At 72.7% G+C, this 20,097-nt stretch carries 16 protein-coding genes; 13 read left to right on the forward strand and 3 right to left on the reverse strand.

The genetic code is table 11. The features are described 5' to 3' along the window. Positions 1-609: 609 nt before the first annotated feature. From PZC42_RS00005 to PZC42_RS00015, 3 genes are all read left to right on the forward strand, one after another. On the forward strand, positions 610-1,605 hold the full coding sequence (locus PZC42_RS00005; protein WP_308199814.1) for an LLM class flavin-dependent oxidoreductase: 996 nt from the start codon (positions 610-612) through the stop codon (positions 1,603-1,605). An 85-nt stretch (positions 1,606-1,690) separates the two neighbouring features. After that, positions 1,691-2,278, forward strand: a complete 588-nt coding sequence (locus PZC42_RS00010) for an amino acid permease (RefSeq protein WP_277207162.1) — start codon at positions 1,691-1,693, stop codon at positions 2,276-2,278. Between the two features lie 13 nt (positions 2,279-2,291). Continuing rightward, complete coding sequence (locus PZC42_RS00015) at positions 2,292-3,548, forward strand: arginine deiminase (protein ID WP_277207163.1); 1,257 nt, start codon at positions 2,292-2,294, stop codon at positions 3,546-3,548. 3 nt (positions 3,549-3,551) lie between these two features. Here PZC42_RS00015 and PZC42_RS00020 read toward each other — a convergent pair whose 3' ends face one another. Beyond that, positions 3,552-3,956, reverse strand: coding sequence for a VOC family protein (locus PZC42_RS00020; RefSeq protein WP_277207164.1), 405 nt, complete (start codon positions 3,954-3,956; stop codon positions 3,552-3,554). A gap of 74 nt (positions 3,957-4,030) precedes the next feature. Here PZC42_RS00020 and PZC42_RS00025 point away from each other — a divergent pair, with 74 nt between their 5' ends. After that, positions 4,031-4,621 carry a TetR/AcrR family transcriptional regulator gene (locus PZC42_RS00025; protein WP_277207165.1) on the forward strand — a complete coding sequence of 197 codons (591 nt, stop codon included), beginning with the start codon at positions 4,031-4,033 and terminating at the stop codon, positions 4,619-4,621. A gap of 181 nt (positions 4,622-4,802) precedes the next feature. On the opposite strand, the gene PZC42_RS00030 is transcribed toward PZC42_RS00025, so the two are convergent. Next, entirely contained in the window at positions 4,803-6,572 is a 1,770-nt protein-coding gene (locus PZC42_RS00030; RefSeq protein WP_277207166.1) for a glycoside hydrolase family 2 protein, read from the reverse strand. Between the two features lie 395 nt (positions 6,573-6,967). On the opposite strand from PZC42_RS00030, the gene PZC42_RS00035 reads away from it, so the two are divergent. The 7 genes from PZC42_RS00035 (at position 6,968) to PZC42_RS00065 (ending at position 14,048) form a co-directional block, all read left to right on the forward strand. Further along, positions 6,968-8,137, forward strand: a complete 1,170-nt coding sequence (locus tag PZC42_RS00035) for an inositol-3-phosphate synthase (protein WP_277207167.1) — start codon at positions 6,968-6,970, stop codon at positions 8,135-8,137. Further along, positions 8,134-9,042: an SCO3242 family prenyltransferase gene (locus PZC42_RS00040; protein WP_277207170.1), complete on the forward strand. Its 909-nt coding sequence runs from the start codon at positions 8,134-8,136 to the stop codon at positions 9,040-9,042. The genes PZC42_RS00035 and PZC42_RS00040 overlap by 4 nt, the downstream gene beginning before the upstream one ends. Further along, positions 9,039-9,917 (forward strand): sugar phosphate isomerase/epimerase family protein, encoded by an 879-nt coding sequence (locus tag PZC42_RS00045; protein ID WP_277207172.1) that lies wholly within the window; start codon positions 9,039-9,041, stop codon positions 9,915-9,917. Before PZC42_RS00040 ends, PZC42_RS00045 begins: the two co-directional genes overlap by 4 nt. Next, on the forward strand, positions 9,914-10,522 hold the full coding sequence (locus PZC42_RS00050; protein ID WP_277207175.1) for an EboA domain-containing protein: 609 nt from the start codon (positions 9,914-9,916) through the stop codon (positions 10,520-10,522). The genes PZC42_RS00045 and PZC42_RS00050 overlap by 4 nt, the downstream gene beginning before the upstream one ends. Positions 10,523-10,599: 77 nt before the next feature. Beyond that, positions 10,600-11,481, forward strand: a complete 882-nt coding sequence (locus tag PZC42_RS00055) for a TatD family hydrolase (RefSeq protein WP_277207177.1) — start codon at positions 10,600-10,602, stop codon at positions 11,479-11,481. A 3-nt stretch (positions 11,482-11,484) separates the two neighbouring features. Next, complete coding sequence (gene eboE / locus PZC42_RS00060; RefSeq protein WP_277207179.1) at positions 11,485-12,663, forward strand: metabolite traffic protein EboE; 1,179 nt, start codon at positions 11,485-11,487, stop codon at positions 12,661-12,663. Between the two features lie 5 nt (positions 12,664-12,668). After that, complete coding sequence (locus tag PZC42_RS00065; RefSeq protein WP_277209240.1) at positions 12,669-14,048, forward strand: alkaline phosphatase family protein; 1,380 nt, start codon at positions 12,669-12,671, stop codon at positions 14,046-14,048. Here the strand turns inward: PZC42_RS00065 and PZC42_RS00070 are convergent. Next, positions 14,014-15,219, reverse strand: a complete 1,206-nt coding sequence (locus PZC42_RS00070) for an ROK family transcriptional regulator (RefSeq protein ID WP_277207181.1) — start codon at positions 15,217-15,219, stop codon at positions 14,014-14,016. The genes PZC42_RS00065 and PZC42_RS00070 overlap by 35 nt on opposite strands. A 439-nt stretch (positions 15,220-15,658) precedes the next feature. On the opposite strand from PZC42_RS00070, the gene PZC42_RS00075 reads away from it, so the two are divergent. Both PZC42_RS00075 and PZC42_RS00080 read left to right on the forward strand, forming a co-directional pair. After that, a complete protein-coding gene (locus PZC42_RS00075) occupies positions 15,659-18,946 on the forward strand; it encodes a PQQ-dependent sugar dehydrogenase (protein ID WP_277207183.1) in 3,288 nt (1,095 codons plus the stop codon). A gap of 99 nt (positions 18,947-19,045) precedes the next feature. Next, entirely contained in the window at positions 19,046-19,984 is a 939-nt protein-coding gene (locus PZC42_RS00080; protein WP_277207185.1) for a sugar phosphate isomerase/epimerase family protein, read from the forward strand. Positions 19,985-20,097: the final 113 nt, after the last annotated feature.

The raw sequence follows: 20,097 nt of genomic DNA on the forward strand, positions 1-20,097 counted from the left end.
CGGCGCGGATCCGGTTCACGATGCCTTGGCGGTCGGACGGGGCCCAGTCGGAGAACTGACGGAAGACCGGGTCGTTGAACGCGGCGAGCTGCGCGTCGGTGTCGTTCTCGCGCCAGGACCGCAGACGGATCATGTCGTCGGACAGGGATGGTGACGTAGTCGTCGGCACTAGCCCAACCTAGCTAGCCGAGCACCGGAAGCATGCGCGTTCGCGCGCCAACCTGGACCGCAGACATCGGAGCCGACCGTTCGGACGGCACCAGACAGAGCTCTTGTGTCACCAGCCCCGCTCAGTGCTCCAAAACTGACCGTTTCTGACACGGCGACCTCGCGCGCGTGCCGCGCCGGCGACACGCCGCTCAAAACCCCAGTTTCAGAACCCCCGCCGGTGCAGAACCTCCAGCGGGGGTTTTTGCTGCGGCCGAGTGTGCTGTTGATTGGCTGTCGGCGGAACCCCGGTCCTTGAGATCGCCTGGGTGCTCGTGGACGCCGACCAGGAACGATGCAACCTACTGTGCACGCCACGCGCGCCGCGCCCGGGTTCGTGCAAACACGTCGACACCGGCGCTGGCATGATCATGCGGGCGGTTCGACGACGAAGGGGCTCACGTGACACAGGTCGAGGTGACGACGGCGGATCGCTCGGTGGGGGTGATGCTGCCCCGGGACCTGCCCGCCGGGCAGGTCCTCGAGCTCGCCCGACGCGCCGACGCGCTCGGGTTCGACGAGCTCTGGGTCGTCGAGGACCTCGGTTTCCGCGGAGGCACCGCACAGGCGGCGGCGGTCCTCGCAGCGACCGACCGGATCCGGGTGGGGATCGGGGTCCTGCCCGCCGCGGCCCGGAACCCGGCGTTCACGGCGATGGAGATCGCCACGCTGGGCCAGCTCTTCCCAGGGCGCGTCGACGTCGGTCTGGGGCACGGCATGCCCGGCTGGATGCGGTCGGCGGGTGCCTGGCCCCGCAGTCCCCTCACGCTGCTCGAGGAACACCTGCGCGCCGTCCGTGCGCTGGTGCGTGGCGACGTCGTCGAGCGCGATACGGACGCCCGATACGTCACGGTGGACGGCGTGCGGCTGGAGCCCGGAGCCGTCCCCGAGATCACGCCCCGTGTGCTGGCCGGGGTGCGCGGGCCGCGGTCGCTCGCGCTGGCCGGCAGGGAGGCGGACGGCACCGTGCTCGCGGAGCCCTGCGCACCCGAGTACGTGCGCGCGGCGGTGGGTCACATCGCCGCCGCCGGCCCGCACCGGGTCGTCACCTACGACGTCGCCGTGGTCCACGACGACCCGGCCGCGGCGCGAGAGGCGGTGCGCCCGGCCCTGGCGTGGATCGGGGAACCGGACTGGGACCCGCACATCGCACCCCTGCCGTTCGCCGACGAGTTCCGCGCCTTGCGCCGCAGCGCAGGTTCGCGTGCCGACTTCGTGCGGGACCTGCCGGACGCCTGGGTCGACCACCTCGCGCTCGCCGGGACGCCGGCACAGGTGCGCGCCGGGATCGACGCGCGGTGGGACGCGGGGGCGTCCTGCGTCGTCATGGTCCCCGTCGGGCCGGATCCGACGGGAGCGCTCGGCGATCTCGCGCGAGTGCTCCGACCGTTCCCCTGAGCGGGCCGCTTCGGCGCGCGGCACCTCGTCGCGGCTGCAAGGATCATCCCTGATCGCGCAACGCGCCTGGTGAGGGGACGTGCGGATGGCGGAGCAGACGGGTACCGCGGACACGACAGTGCCGTGCGGGACCACGGTCGGCGTCCTCACCCTGACCGCGATGGTGGTCAGCTCCATGGTCGGTTCCGTCGTCGGCGTCGGGCTGCTCGGGCTCGGCAGCGTGCTCGCGTCGTTCGCCACGGTGACGGTCGCGTCCGACGGCGCCACGACCGCCGACGAGGTCGCCGAGCTGCGCCGACCGTCTGTGGCCGGGGCGCTGGACGCCGTCATCGGCGACTGGGGTATCGCCTTCGTCAGCATCGGCCTGATCGTCTCGGTGCTCGGCGCCTACCTCGCCTGGACGCTCATGGCCGCCGAGGTGCTGTACGTCGCCGCCAAGGATCGTGGCGTGCCGCCCTTCCTCGCGCGGGCCACCGACCGTGACGTGCCGGTCAATGCCCTGCTCCTCGGCGCGCTGCTGTCGCAGGTCGTCCTCGTCGCCATGATGTTCTCCGCCGATGCGGTCGACCTCGCGTTCCTCGCCCTCGCGGCAGGCCTCGTCGTCTTCCTGGCCGCGATCACCGGAGCGGTGGCCGGTGGCGTCGGGTTCGTGACCGGTGGGACGTCCCTGTGAGAAGAGGAGAATCATGACGGCAGACGTGAGCGGCCCGGTGACGCACGGCGTCCACTCCGAGGTGGGCCGGCTGCGCAAGGTCCTGGTGTGCGCGCCGGGCCTCGCCCACGAGCGGCTGACCCCGACGAACTCCGACGACCTGCTGTTCGACGACGTGATGTGGGTGGAGGCCGCCCAGCGCGACCACCTGGACTTCGTGCACAAGCTGACCGACCGCGGCGTCGAGGTGGTCGAGCTGCACGACCTGCTCGCCGAGACGATGGCGCTGCCCGAGGCGCGGTCGTGGCTGCTGGACCGCAAGGTGGTGTCGAACAGGGTCGGGCTGGGGCTCGTGGAGGGCACCCGGGCGTACCTCGACTCGCTGACGGCGGGGGAGCTGGCCAGGCTCCTGGTGGGCGGGATGTCCACGACGGACCTGCCGGGCGACTTCCGCACGGGCTACGTCTCGCTCGCCCAGGAGGCGCCGGACGCCCGGGAGTACCTGCTGCCGCCGCTGCCGAACACCCTGTACACCCGGGACACCACCTGCTGGATCTACGGCGGGCTCACGCTCAACCCGCTGTACTGGCCGGCGCGCAAGGACGAGACGCTGCTGATGAAGGCGATCTACTCGTTCCACCCGGAGTACCGGGACTCGACGGTGTGGTGGGGCGACCCGGAGCAGGACTGGGGGCAGGCCACCCTCGAGGGCGGCGACGTCATGCCGGTCGGTTCCGGCGTCGTGCTGGTCGGCATGAGCGAGCGCACCTCGCGTCAGGCCATCACCCAGCTCGCCAAGGCGTTGTTCGACGGCGGCGCGGCGGACCAGGTGGTCGTGGCCGGCATGCCGCGGCTGCGGGCGGCGATGCACCTGGACACGGTGTTCACGTTCGCCGACCGCGACCTGGTGACCGTGCATCCGACCATCGTCGACAACATCCGGCCCTACGTGCTGCGCCCGAGCGACCACGCCCCGGGCGTGGAGGTCACCGACTGCGGCGGCACGCCGTTCGCCGAGGTCGTCGCGCGCGCCATGGGGCTGGACCGGCTGCGTTTGGTCGAGACGGCGGGTGACGTGTACGCCTCGGAGCGCCAGCAGTGGGACTCGGGGAACAACGCGGTGGCGCTCGAGCCGGGCGTGGTGTTCACCTATGACCGCAACACGCTGACCAACGCCGCGCTGCGCCGCGAGGGCGTGGAGGTCATCACGATCGTCGGCGCCGAGCTCGGCCGCGGCCGCGGGGGCGGGCACTGCATGACCTGCCCGATCGTGCGCAACCCGCTCGACTGAGGTTCACTCCTGGAAGGCCGCAGCGAACTCCGCCGACGGCTCGATCGGCTGGATGACGTCGACGAGGACGCCGTCGGGTGCCTCGACGATGAAGTGCCGCTGCCCGAAGTCCTCGTCGCGCAGCGACAGCACGGGTTCGAGGCCGTGCCCCTCGACCAGGCGGCGGTGCTCCGTGTCGGCGTCCTCGACCTCCAGGTTGAGCAGCAGGCCCTGGACGGGGCGGCCGAAGCCTAGGGGGATCGTGGGGTGCGTGGGGTCGAGCAGCGCCAGCTCGAAGGTGCCGCGGCGCAGGCTGACGTACCAGTCGGCCTCGAACGTGGTCTCGAAGCCGAGGACCCGGCGGTAGAAGTCGGCGGCGGCGCCGACGTCCGTGGACATGAGGACGGGGTAGAAGCTGGTGGCGGTCATGGTGCCTCCTCGTCAAGATACATACACTGCGTACGTCAACCACTATACATACGCTATGTATGTCAGGAGGAGCCATGCCACGCGCCACCGCCGCGGCCGCCGCCGAGACGGCCCGCCGCCTCGTGGAGATCGCCGCCGACCTGTTCGCCGAGCGCGGCTATGCCGCCGTCGCACTGGACGACGTCGCCGCCGCGGGCGGGGTCACCCGTGGTGCCGTCTACCACCACTACGGCAGCAAGGCAGGGCTCTTCCGGGCGGTGACCGCGCACCTGCAGCAGGAGGTCGCGGCCACCCTCGTCACGGCGGCGGAGGCCGCCGACGGTCCGCTCGACCGGCTGCGCGCCGGCAGCCACGCGTTCCTCGATGCCATCACGGAGCCGCGGACGGTGCGCATCCTGCTCATCGACGCGCCGGCCGTCATCGGCTGGCAGGATTGGCGAGAGCTCGACGCCGACTCGTCGGCCGTCCACCTGCGCGAGGCCCTGGCGGAGGCGGGGGTGTCGCCCGCGCTGCTGGACGCGCTGACCGCCCAGCTCTCGGGCGCGATGAACGAGGCCGCGCTGTGGCTCGTGGACCGCGACGGCGACCCGGGGGCGCGCGAGGCGGCGCACCGGGCGCTGGACGTGCTGCTCGAGGCGGTGACGAGGGAGCCGGGCCGTCAGTGACGCCGGCGGGTTCTCTGCTGCCCGTCACGCGTACCTGGACGGCGCAGATGGTGGCGTGGAAGGCCGCCCATGCCCAGAGCGACCTCACCGACATGTTGCATCGCCAGCGTCATGAACACCCTGTTCGACGCCGGTCGCGCCGACATGGCCTGGGGCACGTCGACCTCTGTTGCCCTCGTCCTCACGCCCTCGTCGTCGGGACGCGGTGCCGGTCGCGGTACTCCTCGAAGGCCCGCTGCACCGTCTCGTACGCCAGCTTGGGGCGCCGGTACTCGTCGACCACGCCCTTGTTGTTGCGCGTGCGCGGCCGGACGGCGAACCATCCCTCGGTCACCCGGCAGTCGGCGAACTGCCAGACGTAGACCCCCATGACCTCGTCGAGCCCACACACGTGTCCCAGCTGCTCGGACAGGATGTCGGCCTGCCGCTCCTCGCTCCACTTGGAGCGGCGGACGTCCCGGACGCCAGGGATCGCTCCCGCCCCGATCTCGCTCACGATGAGCGGCTTTCCCGCGCCGGGCGACGAGCGCACGAAGTCGAGGACCTCTCGCACGAGCTCGTCGACCGGGGCGTCCGAGTACCACAGCGGGTAGATGTTGATCGAGACGATGTCGGGTAGGTCGAGACAGATGTCGGTCGGGAAGTTGCAGGTGGCCGACGTCGTCGGGCGGCTCGGGTCGAGCTCGCGCAGCCGCTCGTACATGGGCACGTAGACGGACCGCCCGTACTCGGTGTTGCTCTCGTACTCGTTGAGGATGCCCCAGGTGTAGATCGACGGGTGGTTGAAGTGCTGGGTGACCATCTCGGTCAGGCTGGTCAGCGACTGACCGAGGAAGCGCGGGTTGTGCTCGTCCTCCGGTCCGCGTGCGTGCGCCTCCTCCCAGACCAGCAGGCCGAGCTCGTCGCACAGGTCGAGGAAGCGCTCGTCGTTCGGGTAGTGGCTCGTGCGGACGCTCGTCGCCCCGAGGTCCCGGAGGATGTTGAGGTCGCGCATCATGGCCTCGACCGGCAGGGCGCACCCGAACACCGGGTCGTCCTCGTGCCGGTTGAAGCCGACGAACCTGATCGGCTCGTCGTTCAGAAGCACCTTGTCGCCCTCGACCCGCACCTCGCGGAACCCGAACCGGTCGATCAGGTCGTCCACCTTCAGGCCGTCCTGCAGCAGGACCGCCTGGACGTACGTCAGGTGCGGGGCGTCGGGGGTCCACGGCACCGCGTCGGGGACGTCGAGCGTGCACCGGTAGACGAACGGGTCCTCGGTCGCGTCGGCCGCGGTCAGCGTGCGGACGTCGCGGCCGTCGAGGCGCAGCACGATCCCGTCCACCGTCCCGGGCTCGCCCGTGCCGAGGCGCTCGCGGCAGCTCGCGATCCGGACCTCGACGCGCGCCCGCCATCCGTCGTCGTGCCGTATCGGCGTGACGTGGACCCAGTCGACGTACCGCTCGGGCACGAGCTCGGCGACGACCGGACGGGTCACGCCGCCGTAGCTGTAGTAGTCGTTCTCCCGGTGCAGCGCGGACCGCTCCGAGAACCGGTTGTCGGCGTCGATCGTCACGGTGCGCGCGCCCGGGCGGTGCTCGATCACGCCGTCGAACGCGGTGAAGGCGTCCTCGTGGTGCGCCACAGGCGTGCCGTCGACGAACACGTCGGCCATGTGGCTCACGCCGCGGCACACGATCCGCAGATAGCGCTCCTCGTCGAGCGGGCCGAGGAGCGATCCGGCGTCGAACGTCCGTTCGTACCGGGCCACGCCGCGGAACGTCTCCGCCCCGGGGATCGACTCCACGCAGCTGGGGACGAGCATGCGAACGGTACGACCGCCGGAGAGCGTGTCGGCGCGGGGGTCACCGGCGCCGGCAGTCTCCCCGGCATCGTTCAAGGTGACCGTCCAGAGCCCGTCGAGTTCCTGGCGCGGGCGCACGTCGTGCGTGCTGAAGAGTCGTTCCGTCATGGGGCCTCCTCGGCCGGCGGGGGATCAGATCGTGCGTTGCGGTAGGTCATGGCTGGACCAGCCAGGTCCCCAGCGGCTCGTGGTCGTCGCCGCCGCCGGGCGCGACCGTCGAGTCGCCCGCGAGGTGAATCGTCATCGGCTACTTCCTCTGGGGGCGCCCATGGCCGAGAAACCGGTTCACAGGGTAGGGCGGATCCACCGTAGGGTTGCGGACCGCCCTCGTCAATCAACCGTCCCGCAGTCCGGACCAGCGCCGAGCGGGCCGTGGAGCGGCGCCGAGCGCGTGCCGCCGAGATGTCTGAGGGCAGCACCACGGCCGCGACGCTCCGTCGACTTGGGCAGAAGGTCCCCGACATTTGCTTGACAGCAAGCAAAAGACGCGTAGTGTGCGCGATATGGTCAACGATGACGATGTCCGTGGATCCCGGCGTACCGGTGTGTGGTTCATCGGCGCCCGCGGGTCGGTCGCCACCACCGCCACGATCGGTGCGCTCGCCCTCGCGCGCGGCGGTGCGCCGCTCACCGGGCTGGTCACCGAGCTGGAGGAGGTCGCCCGGGCCGGGTTGCCGCCGCTGGACGGGCTGGTGATCGGCGGGCACGACCTCGCCGGCAGCATGGTCGAGCGGGCCCAGGAGCTCGCCCGGACCGGCGTGGTGCCACCCGGGGTCGTGGCGGACGTCCTCGACGACCTCGCCGTCGTCGACGCACGCGTCCGCCCCGGTGCCGAGGGTGTCGCGGACCGTGCGACCGCCGACAGCCTGGAGCACGACCTGCGGTCCTTCCGGGACGAGCACCAGCTCGACCACGTCGTGGTGGTCGACGTCTCCAGCACCGAGCCGCCGTCGCCCGAGGCGGCACGCCTCGGCACGCTCGACGAGCTCGACCGTGCGCTCGACGACGGCGCGGCCGCCCTCCCGCCGTCGTCGCTCTACGCCTACGCGGCCTTCCGGGCCGACTGCCCGTTCGTCGAGTTCACGCCGTCCACCGGTCCGCTCGTCCCGGCCCTCGAGGAGCTCGCCAAGGCCCGGCACCTGCCCTGGGCGGGGCGCGACGGCAAGACCGGCGAGACTCTCGTGAAGTCGGCCCTCGCGCCGATGTTCGCCATGCGCGCGCTCGCCGTGCGGTCGTGGTCGGCGTTCAACATCCTCGGCGGCGGGGACGGCCGCACGCTCGCCGACCCTGCGGCGGCGGCCAGCAAGACGGCCACCAAGGCCATGGCGCTCGAGGCGATCCTCGGCTACCCCGTCGACGGGCCCGTGCGCATCGACCACGTCGCCGACATGGGCGACTGGAAGACCGCCTGGGACCACGTGTCGTTCGAGGGGTTCCTCGGCACCCGGATGCGCATGCAGGTCACCTGGGAGGGGTGCGACTCCGCCCTGGCCGCGCCCCTGGTCATCGACCTCGCCCGCCTCGTGGCCCGGGCGCACGAGGCCGGCCACAGCGGGCCCGTCGCCGCGCTCGGGTTCTTCTTCAAGGAGCCGCTGGGCGGGACCACCCACGCGCTGGCCGACCAGTGGCAGGCGCTGACCCGGTGGTGTGCCGAGCTCGACGGTGTCGCATGAGGTGGCGCGACCTCGCCGAGCTCGTCCGGCTCCCCGCGGCGCTGACCGTCCCCGGTGACACGCTCGTCGGCGCCGCGGCGGCCGGGTGGCCGAGCGGTCGCCGCACGGCGGCCCTGCCGCTCGCCTCGGCCGCACTCTACTGGGCGGGCATGGCGCTCAACGACTGGTCCGACCGTGACCTCGACGCCGTCGAGCGCCCGGACCGCCCGATCCCCTCGGGCCGGGTCCGGCCGGACGAGGCGCTGGCGGTCGCCGCCGGGCTCACCGGTGCCGGCCTGGCGTGCGCCGCGGTCGCCGGGCGGCGTCCGCTCGCCGTCGCGTCGCTGCTCGCCGCCGCCGTGTGGACGTACGACCTCGTGGCGAAGCCGACGCCGGCCGGCCCGGTCGTCATGGCCTCGACCCGGTTCCTCGACGTGCTGATGGGCGCCGGCGGGCGCCGCGCCGCCCTGGGCCCGGCCACGGCGCTCGGCGCGCACACCCTCGCGGTCACGGCGGTCTCGCGGGGTGAGGTGCACGGCTCGACGACCTGCACGGGCCGCGCCGCGGTGGCGACCACCCTCGGCACGGGGATCGCCGCAGCGCTCGCCGCGCTGGGTGCGGTGGACCGGGACGGTGCCGCGGGCCGACGACGGCACGAGCTATCGCGCCGTCGTCCGCGACGTGAGGTGGTCGCCGGCCCCGCCCTCGCCGCGACGTACGTGGCCGCGGTGCTCCCGGCCCAGCTCGACGTCGTGCGCAAGCCTGATGCTCAGAACGCCCGGCGGGCCACCGGGGTCGGCATCCGCGGGATGGTCCCGCTGCAGGCCGCGCTGCTCGCCGGGCAGGGCGCCGTCGGCGCGGCGCTCGGCCTGCTGGCCGTGCTCCCGTTGGCGCGGGCAGGCGCCAAGGTGGTGAGCCCCACATGATCACCCTGGCGTACGGGACCAACGGGCTCGCCGACCACCGCTTCGAGGATGCGCTCGCGCTGCTCGCCGACCACGGGTACGGCGGTGTCGCCCTGACCCTCGACCACATGCACCTGGACCCGCTGGCGCCCGGCCTCGCAGCCCGAACGGCGGAGGTACGGCGGTCGCTCGAGCGGTACGGCCTGCGCGTGGTCGTCGAGACCGGCGCCCGGTACGTGCTCGACCCGCGCCGCAAGCACGAGCCCACGCTCGTGTCCGACGACGGCCGCGAGCGCCGCCTCGACCTGCTGCGCACCGCCGTCGACGTGGCCGCGGACCTCGGGTCGCCGGTTGTGCACCTGTGGTCCGGGGTGCTGCCCGCCGGCGCCTCGCCCGAGACCGGCCAGGCGCGGCTCCGCGCAGGCATGGAGAAGCTGCTCCCGGTGGCGGAGGCCGCCGGGGTCGTGCTGGCCTTCGAGCCCGAGCCGGGGATGCTGGTCGAGCGGGTCGACGACGTCCTGGCGCTGCGGCGCGACCTCGGCGACCCGGCCGCCCTGCGGCTCACCGTGGACGTCGGCCACCTGACCTGCGTGGAGGACGTCCCCGGGCCGGAGGTGATCCGTCGCGTGGGTGACCTGATCGCCCACGTCCAGGTGGACGACATGGTCCGCGGCGTGCACGAGCACCTCGAGCTCGGCACCGGCGCGGTCGACCTGCCCGGCGTCCTCGCAGCCCTGCACGAGACGGGCTTCACCGGCCTGGCCGCCGTCGAGCTGCCCCGCCACTCGCACGCCGCCGCCCGGCTCGTCGCGTCGAGCGCACAAGCGATCCGCACCGCAGCGCACTCCGCCGAAGTCCCCCTCCCCGTGCCGAACAGGAAGCTGGTCCCGCAATGAGGCCCGATATCGACGCCAAGCTCCTGTTCGACACCGCGCGGGAGGGGCGGGTGGCTCCGCTGCTCGAAGAGGTTCGGGGGGATCCTTCGGCTCTGGGCCGGGTGTTTGCTCGGGCCGCGCGGGTGGTGGGGCGCGGGGTTGGGCCGGGCGGGGGGCGGGTCGAGGACGTGGCGCGGGTCCGGCTCCTGGTCGCTGCCTGCGAGACGGTGGGACCGGACGCGGCTGCCGGCGTCGTCGCCGGGCAGTACGCCCGGGGTGACGCCGACGAACGACGGGCCGTGCTGCTCGCTCTGGCCGATCTCGACGGGCTCGGCGTTGGGGACGCCGCGGTCCCCGTGATCCTCGACGCGCTGCGGACCAACGACACCCGGCTGGTCGCCGCCGCGATGGGACCGTACGCCGCGGCACACCTGCCGGCCGACGCCTGGCGGCACGGCGTGCTGAAGTGCCTGTTCACCGGCGTCCCGCTGACCGCCGTCGCCGACCTGGACGCACGCCGGGACGCCGAGCTCGACCGCATGGTCCGTGCGTTCGCCGACGAACGCCGGGCTGCCGGCCGCGACGTCCCCGAGGACGCCGTCCGGCTGCTCGCCACCATCCGCTGACGGACACCCCGACCGCCACCCGACCGCCACCCGACCGACCTGTCCGCACCGCCGCGGACCGACCCGAGGAGAGTGCCGTGCGCATCTTCGACCCGCACATCCACATGACCTCCCGGACCACCGACGACTACGAGGCGATGTACGACGCCGGGGTGCGCGCCGTCGTCGAACCCGCCTTCTGGCTGGGCCAGCCGCGCACGTCCGTCGGTTCGTTCGTCGACTACTTCGACGCCCTGCTGGGCTGGGAGAGGTTCCGGGCCGCGCAGTTCGGCATCACCCACCACGCCACCATCGCCCTGAACCCGAAGGAGGCGAACGACCCGCGGTGCCTCGGCGTGCTCGACCTGCTCCCGCGCTACCTGGAGAAGGACGGGGTGGTCGCCGTCGGCGAGGTCGGGTTCGACTCGATGACCGACGCCGAGGAGACGGTGATGGTGCGCCAGCTGGAGCTCGCCGGGGAGCACGACCTGCCGGTGATGGTCCACACCCCGCACCGCGACAAGGTGGCCGGCACCCGCCGCACGCTGGAGATCGTGGGCCAGGTCGGCCTGCCGCCGGAGCGCGTGCTCGTGGACCACCTCAACGAGAACACCATCGACCTCGTCGACGACGCGGGCTGCTGGGCCGGCTTCTCGGTCTACCCCGACACGAAGATGGACGAGCGGCGCATGGTCGCGATCCTGGACCGCCGGGGCCTGGACCGGGTGCTGGTCAACTCGGCCGCGGACTGGGGGAGGTCCGACCCGCTGAAGACCTGGCGCACGGGCCGGACGATGCTCGCCGGCGGGTACACCGACGACGACGTCGACCGCGTGCTCTGGCGCAACCCGGTCGCGTTCTACGGCCAGAGCGGCCGGCTGCTGCTCGACGACGTCGCCACGGCGGGCGACTACGAGGGCAACACGCTGCAGCGCGGCGAACCCGTCACGGCAGCCGCCACCGCGGGCGAGGAGGGCTGAGCGGTGCGGCTGCGACACCCCGACGGGACCGTCCTGCACGTCTCCTACGGCACCAACGTCCACCCGGCGCAGGACGTCGACGGCCTCGTCGACCAGCTACGGAGGTTCGCCGGCCCGGTCCGGCGACGCCTCGGCGCCGACCGGCTCGGCCTCGGCCTGTGGCTGCCCGCCGAGGCCACGCACCGGCTCGCCGCGGACCCGGCCGCCGTCGGCCTGCTGCGCAAGGCGCTCGACCACGAGGGCCTCGAGGTCGTCACCGTCAACGCGTTCCCCTACGGCAACTTCCACGCCCCCGTGGTCAAGAAGGCCGTCTACCGGCCGGACTGGACGCAGGACGCCCGCCTCGACTACACCCTCGACTGCGCCCAGGTGCTTACCGAGCTGCTGCCCGACGACGTCGCGCGCGGCAGCATCAGCACGCTCCCGCTGGGGTGGCGCGAGCCGTGGGACGCCGACCGTTCACGGGCGGCCCGCGACCGCCTCGACCGCCTCGCGGTCGGGCTCGGGGCGCTCGAGGACCGGACCGGCCGGACCGTGCGCGTCGCGTTCGAGCCCGAGCCGGGCTGCCTCGCCGAGACGTCCTCCGGCCTCGCGGACCACCTGCGCGGCGTCGACACCGACCGCCTGGGCGCCTGTCTCGACCTGTGCCACCTGGCGACCGAGTTCGAGGACCCGGGCGAGGCGCTCGCGGCGCTGGACGGGGCCGGGCTGCCGGTGGTCAAGGCCCAGGTGTCTGCCGCGCTGCACTGCGAGGACCCGGGTGACCCGGCGTCGCTGGCCGCGCTGGAGGAGTTCGTCGAGGCGCGGTTCCTGCACCAGACGCGCGAGCGGGGTGCGCAGGCCGTGCTGCGCCGCGACGACCTGCCGGACGCGCTCGGCCGGGTGGACGGCGCGCCGGGTCTGCCGGGCGAGGGGCCGTGGCGCGTCCACGTGCACGTCCCGTTGCACGCCACGCCGCGCCCGCCGCTGCGCAGCACCCGGGACGTCCTGACCGATGCCCTCGAGCTGCTCGTGGGCGGCCCGCACCCGCTCGTGGAGCACCTGGAGACCGAGACGTACACGTGGTCCGTGCTGCCCGCGCACCTGCGCCCGCGCGACGACGACGGCCTGGTGGCCGGCATCGCGGCGGAGCTCGACTGGACGCGCGAACAGCTCGTCGCCCGCGGGATGGAGGTCCTGTGAACCGGATGCTGGTGCTCGACGTCGTCGGGCTGACGCCGCGCCTGCTGGAGCACATGCCGCGCCTGCAGGCCCTCGCCGCCGCGGGCGGCCGGGCCGAGCTGGGCACGGTGCTGCCGGCTGTCACCTGCTCGGTGCAGTCGACCTTCCTCACGGGCCTGTTGCCCCGCGACCACGGCATCGTGGGCAACGGCTGGTTCTTCCGGGACCTCGGCGAGCCGCTGCTGTGGCGCCAGCACCACCGCCTGGTGGGCGGGGAGAAGGTCTGGGAGACGATCCGGCGCGAGCGCCCCGGCTACCGGGTGGCCAACGTGTGCTGGTGGTACGCGATGGGCTCGACGACGGACACGACGATCACTCCGCGGCCCGTCTACCGGGCGGACGGCCGCAAGGAACCGGACTGCTGGACGTGGCCCCCGGAGCTGCACGACGAGCTGGAGGCCGAGCTGGGCCCGTTCCCGCTGTTCAGCTACTGGGGCCCGACGGCGGGCATCGCCTCGTCGCGGTGGATCGTCGGGGCGGCGAGACGGCTCCTGCCGGACCACGACATGACGCTCGTGTACGTGCCGCACCTGGACTACGACCTCCAGCGGTACGGCTCCGACGGCCCCGAGGCGGTGGCGGCCGCACGGGCCGTGGACGAGGTGCTCGCGCCGCTGCTGGACGACGCCGAGCGGACCGGGACCGCCGTCGTCGCGCTCAGCGAGTACGGCATCACCGCCGCGCGCCGTCCCGTGGACGTCAACCGTGCCCTACGCCGTGCGGGGCTGCTGCACGTGCACACCAACGCGACCGGCGAGCTGCTCGACCCGTGGACGTCGCGGGCGTTCGCCGTCGCGGACCATCAGGTCGCGCACGTCTACGTCCACGACCCGGTGGACCTGCCCGAGGTGGCCACGCTGCTGGGCGCCCTGCCGGGCGTCGCCGAGGTCCTGGACGACGCCGGGCGCGCCGCCCACGGCCTGGACCACGAGCGGGCGGGGGACCTCGTCCTGGTCGCCGAGCCGGACGCGTGGTTCACGTACTACTACTGGCTGGACGACGACCGGGCACCGGACTTCGCGCGGTCCGTGGAGATCCACCGCAAGCCCGGCTACGACCCGGCCGAGCTCTTCTGGGACCCGCAGGACCGCTGGGTGAAGGCGCGGGCGCTGCTGCACGTGCTGCGCAAGAAGACGGGGCTGCGGTCGTCCTTGCGGGTGGTGCCGCTCGACCCGTCGCCGGTGCGGGGCACGCACGGCCGCCTGCCGGCCGACCCGGCCGACGGCCCGGTGCTGCTGTGCTCGGTGCCGGACGCCGTGCCGGGTAGCGGATCGAGGCGCGTCGAGGCGACCGAGGTGCGGGACCTGCTCCTCAGGCTGTCGCGGCAGCGGACTCCGGTGCGCTGACAGCGGCGTCGCGGGTGAGCAGGGCCGGGTGGGCGAACGCGTGCTCGGCGGCGGCGTGGGCGCCGCCGAGCACCCCGGCCCGGGCCCCGGCGATGCTGGTCGCCACGCGCAGGTGCTGAGTAGCCAGCGGCAGCGAGCGGGAGTAGACCACCTCGCGGATGCCGGCGATGAGGTGCTCGCCCGCCCGTGACATGGATCCGCCGACGACGACGGCGGAGGGGTTGAGCAGGCTGACGCAGCTGGCGAGCACCGCACCGATCGACCGCCCGGCGTCGCGCACGGCCGCGGCTGCCCGGAGGTCGCCGTGCCGGACGAGGTCGACGACGTCGCTGGTGGTCCGGGCGGGGACGCCCTGCTCGGTGAGGCGGGCCGCGACGGCCCCGCCACCGGCGATGGCCTCGAGGCAGCCCGTGTTGCCGCAGGCGCACCGGACGGGTTCTGCCCCGGGCACGGCGATGTGGCCGAGGTCGCCCGCGCTGCCCTGGGCGCCGCGGTGGATCCTGCCGTCGGCGATGATGCCGGAGCCGATGCCGGTCGCGACCTTGACGTAGAGCAGGTGCTCGACGTCCGGCAGGGCGGTGGCGTGCTCACCGAGGGCCATGAGGTTGACGTCGTTGTCGACGAGCACGGCGATGTTCCCCAGGCGCTGTCGGAGCGCTCCCACCACGTCGGTGCCGTCCCAGCCGGGCATGATCGGCGGCTTGGTGGGCCGGCCGGTCATGTGGTCGACCGGGCCGGGGAGGCCGACGCCGACGCCGACGACGTCGCCCAACGGGCGGTCGAGGCCGGTGACGAGCTCGGCCAGCACGGTGGCGACGCGATCGAGCACGATGTCCGGGCCGTCGGCGATGCGGAGCTGCTCCAGGTGTCCGGCGAGCTCGTGCCCGGTGAGATCGGTGACGGCGATCCGCGCGTGCGTGGCCCCGAGGTCGACGCCGACGGCCAACCGGGACGCGGGTGCGAGCGCGAAGGTCGCTGCTGGTCGCCCGCCGGTGGAACCGGCGTCGCCGACGGGGGCGACGAGCCCGAGGCGCAGGAGCTCGTCGATGCGCGTCGACATCGTGGAGCGGGAGAGGCCGGTGGTGCGTGCCAGCTCGGCGCGGGTGCGGGACCGCCCGTCGCGAAGCAGGTGCAGGACGGCACCGAGCTCGGGTGCCGGAACGGTCGACATCCTCCGAGTCAACCACATTCACGGATCCCGGCGCGGGAAGTTGTGTCAACTGGCGCCATCTTTTGCTTGACGATCGACAGAAGTGCGCTAGGGTCGGGCCATGGTCAGGGAGGACCGCGCAGCGCTGTCGCTGCACGACAGACATCGCGAGCCCGCACGATCGGGCGTCGCGACTCACCGTGGGCGGACGGGCACCGCCCACGCGCCGAGCCCCTCGGAGCGCATGGCGCACCCCGGTGGTGGGCGTCAGGGCTCGGCGCCCGCCACCACCTGCAGGACCACGAGCGGGCAGATCTCGTGCTGCAGCGCAGAAACGTGAGAGACCCCGCCGGCACCCAGTTCCGTCGTGGCAGCGACGGGGGTCCGTGGCGGGGTCTCTCACGCACCTCATCCAGGAAAGGGAAGTGCGATGGTGCATTTTAGACGTTCACGACTCGTCGTGGCACTGGCAGCGGCGTTCGCCCTGACGGTGCCGATGGCGGCCACCGCCCACGACGGCGTCGACCACGGCTCCGAGGAGGGGGCCGAGGCGGCGCTCGACTGGTCCAACTACGAGAAGATCCTGCTCACCAAGGACGTGGGGGAGCCCATCGGGCTCTCGGTCATGCCGGACGGCAGCGTGCTCCACAGCGCGCGCACCGGCGAGATCCGGCACACCGATCCGTCGACCGGCGTCACACGCGTGACGAACACGATCGACGTGTACGCCAACTCCGAGGACGGGATGCAGACGGTCGCGCTCGCTCCGGACTTCGAGGAGACCGGCTGGGTGTACCTCTTCTACGCCCCGCGGGTGATGGAGGGCGACGCCTACCCGACCACGACGCCCACCGGCTCCGCGCCCAACCAGCTCCCCGCCGGCGAGGACGAGTCCTACTGGGACCGGTGGCTCGGCTACAACCAGCTCACGCGGGTGCAGTGGGACGATGCCGCCGGCGCGCTCGACATGGCCACCGAGCAGGTGATCCTCCAGGTCGAGGTGCAGCGCGGGCAGTGCTGTCACGTGGGCGGGGACATCGACTTCGACGGCGACGGCAACGTCTACGTCTCCACCGGGGACAACACCCCGGCCGGCACGCCCGGTGCCAACGGCTACGCGCCGAACAACAACGCGCCGCGCATGAACCCCGGCTTCGACGCCCGGCGCGGAGCCGGCAGCACGAACGACCTGCGCGGTGCGATCCTGCGCATCCAGGTCGAGGAGGACGGCAGCTACACCATCCCCGAGGGCAACCTCTTCGAGCCGGGGACGGACGCGACGCGGCCCGAGATCTTCGCGATGGGCCTGCGCAACCCCTTCCGCATGAATGTCGACGACGTCACCGGCGCGGTGAGCTGGGGCGAGTACGGTCCCGACGCGGGGACCGCCAACCCCGACCGCGGGCCGATGGGCTACGTGGAGTGGCAGAGCACCACGGTGCCGCTCAACGGCGGCTGGCCGTACTGCCACGGACCGAACACCAACTACAACGACTGGGACTTCGCGACCTCCACGCCCGGTGACTGGTTCGACTGCGACGCCGGTGCGGTGAACACCTCGACGTGGAACACCGGCCTCGAGGTCCTGCCGCCCGCCACCGCGCCGCAGGTCTACTACGGGGACAACCCCGGCGACCAGCCGTTCGACGAGTTCGTCGAGTTCGAGGCCCGGGGCGGCCAGGGACCGATGGGCGGGCCGACCTTCCACTTCGACCCGGAGGGCCCCAGCACCCAGTGGCCCGAGTACTGGGACGGCAAGGCGTTCTTCTACGAGTTCTCCCAGGACTACCTCGCCGCGCTGACCATCCCGGACCCGGACGGACCCGTGACGCACGTCGAGCACGTGCTGCCGAACGCCGCGCTGATCAACAACGTCCAGGAGACCACCTCCGGGCCGATCGACATGGAGTTCGGCCCCGACGGATCGATGTACCTGCTCGACTACGGCAAGGGCTTCTTCCGGCAGAACCCGGAGGCGGGCCTGTACCGCATCGACTACGCCGAGGGGAACAAGACCCCGACCGCCCGGATCTCCGTCGACCAGGACTCCTCCTCCGAGGCGCCCCTGACCGTGACGCTCGACGGGTCCGGCTCGACCGACCCCGAGGGCGAGGAGCTCACCTACGAGTGGGACCTGGACGGTGACGGCACGTTCGACGAGACCGGGGTCCAGGTCACCACGACCTACACCGAGCTCGGCCAGTACACGGTCCGGCTGCGCGTCACCGACCCCGGTGGGCGGTTCGGCCTCACGTCGCGGGCGATCACCGTCGGCAACATGGCGCCGACGCTCACCGCGGAGGCGCCGGCCGACGGCGGGTTCTTCGCGTGGGGCGACGCCGTGCCGTACACGTTCAGCACCACCGACCCCGAGGACGGCGACGAGACGGTGTGCTCGAACCTGTCCTGGACCTTCGGCCTCGGGCACGACACGCACGCCCACCCCGAGGTGCTCGGCAGCGGGTGCTCCGGCGCCTGGAGCACGCCGGTGGACGCTCCGGAGCACGGTGAGACCGAGAAGCTCTTCGGCGTCGTCGTCGCGACCTACACCGACCAGGGCAACGGGGACATCCCCCCGGCGCAGGCCGAGGTCTCCCTCGTCCTCAACACGTTCGCCCAGGAGGCGCAGCACGCCGACACGCTGCAGGGCGTCGAGGTCGTCCAGGACCCGACGGCGGGCGGCCTGTCCAAGGTCACCTCGTTCGACCCCGGTGACCACCTGGCCTGGGACCCGGTGAACTTCACCGGGATCGACGGCCTCGAGGTGCGCGGCGCGGGCACCGGCACCATTGCGCTGCGCTGGGGCGCGGCCGACGCCGAGCCGTTCGCCACGGCGGACCTGGACTCGGCGGGCTGGTCCACGGTGACCGCGGACGTGACCGCGTTCCCCGAGGGCACCGGCGAGCTGTTCGTGACCTCCACCGGGGGCGTCGAGCTCGACACGCTGATCTTCGGCGGCCCGGGCGTCACCGACGTCACCCCGCCGGAGGTCACGGCCACGCTCGACCCGGCCGAGCCGACGGGTGAGAACGGCTGGTACACCGGACCGGTCACGCTGCGGCTCGCGGCGACGGACGACGGCCAGGTCGGCGACGGCGAGGTCTCGTACGACGACGGCGAGACCTGGCAGAGCGTGCGGCACCCGTGGACGGGGGAGCTTGAGCCGGTCACTCTCGACGAGGACGGCGTGCACGAGGTGCTCTACCGTGCGACCGACACCGGGGGCAACGTCTCCGAGGTCGGGACGGTGACCGTGTCGATCGACGCCACGGCGCCCGAGGTCGCGGTGGTCGGCGTCGAGGACGGCGACGAGATCGGTTCGTCGCAGACACTCGAGATCGACGTCGAGGTGACCGACGCGACGTCCGGCGTGGCGTCGTCGAGCCTCACGCTCGACGGTGACCCGGTCGAGGCCGGCGAGCTCGCCCTCTGGTCGCTCGAGCTCGGCGAGCACGAGCTCGTCGCGACCGCCACGGACGAGGCCGGGCACACGACCGAGGTGACCGTGGCGTTCACGGTGACCACCTCGTTCGCCGACCTTGCCGCCCACGTCCAGCGGCTCTCCGACGAGGGCTCCCTGAGCAGTCCCGAGGCGGCACGGCTCGACTCCGCGCTCGACCGGGCGGAGCGGCACGCCGACGCGGGTCGCACCGCCCAGGCGGTCCGCGCGCTCGAGCGGTTCACCGACACCACCGACGAGGAGGTGCTGGTCCGCGACGCCGAGGCACTCATCGCCCAGCTCGGCTGATCCACCTGGTGGGGCGCGTCCCGCGCCCCACCAGGACGCCACGCGTGGCGTCCGTCAGACCCTGCGACACAGAGGTCGCAGTCGACCCAGGAGGTTCCTGTGAAGCGCAAGACCATGATTCGCCGTCTCGCAGCGGGTGCGGCCACCGCCGCCCTGCTGGCCACGGGTGCCGCGACCGCCACGTCGGCGACCGCCGCGCCGAGCGACAAGGCGAGCGACAAGGCGAGCTCCGCCGCGCAGTGCGCGGGGCGGGGTGTCCCGGCCAGCAAGATCTCGATCCAGCTCTACTCCTACTGGGGATGGCAGAACCAGATCGGTGTCGAGAGTCTGCTCGAGGAGGTCGCCGACATCGGCTACAAGAACGTCGAGCCGTTCGGTGCCTCCTACGGCAGCTACTCGGCCTCGGAGTACCGCGACCTGCTGAAGTCGTACAAGCTGAAGAGCCCCACGGCGCACGGCAGCACCGACGAGGCGACCTTCGACCAGACCCTGGCCGACGCCAAGGACCGCGGGCAGAAGTACGTGGGCTCGGGCGGCTTCGCCGCGCCGGGCATCGGCAGCTACGAGGACGTGCTGGCCACGGCCGAGACGATGAACCGGCTCGGCGAGCGCTCCGTGGAGAACGGCACCGGCAAGCTCTTCGGCCACAACCACCAGTCGGAGTTCACCACCACCTACACCGACCCGACCACGGGCGAGACGAAGAGCGCGTGGGAGATCCTCGTCGAGAACACCGACCCGCGGTACGTCACGTTCCAGCTCGACGTGTTCTGGGCCGCCGACGCCGGCGTGGACGTCGTCGAGCTGCTCGAGGCACACGGCGACCGCATCGAGCTGCTGCACATCAAGGACGGCGACCTCAACGGCGACGCCCGGGGCATCCCCGGCAACGTCGGCCAGGGCGACATCGAGTGGGAGCCGATCCTGCAGGCCGCTCACGGCAGCGTGAAGTACTACGTGGTCGAGCGGGACGGCGCACCCGCGAACGCCGACTTCGCCCAGGAGAGCTTCGACTTCCTTTCCTGCGTCACGTACTGACCTCGTCCGCGACACAGCAGGGAGCAGGAGGCCCCGCCCGGTCCCAGGACCGGGCGGGGCCTCCTGCTCCCTGCCCGGCTCGGCGGCCGGACCGGCGGAATACGTCGGACGGC

Origin of the sequence: Isoptericola croceus (genome assembly GCF_029382255.1) — a bacterium.
In the GTDB taxonomy this organism is placed as follows: domain Bacteria; phylum Actinomycetota; class Actinomycetes; order Actinomycetales; family Cellulomonadaceae; genus Isoptericola; species Isoptericola croceus.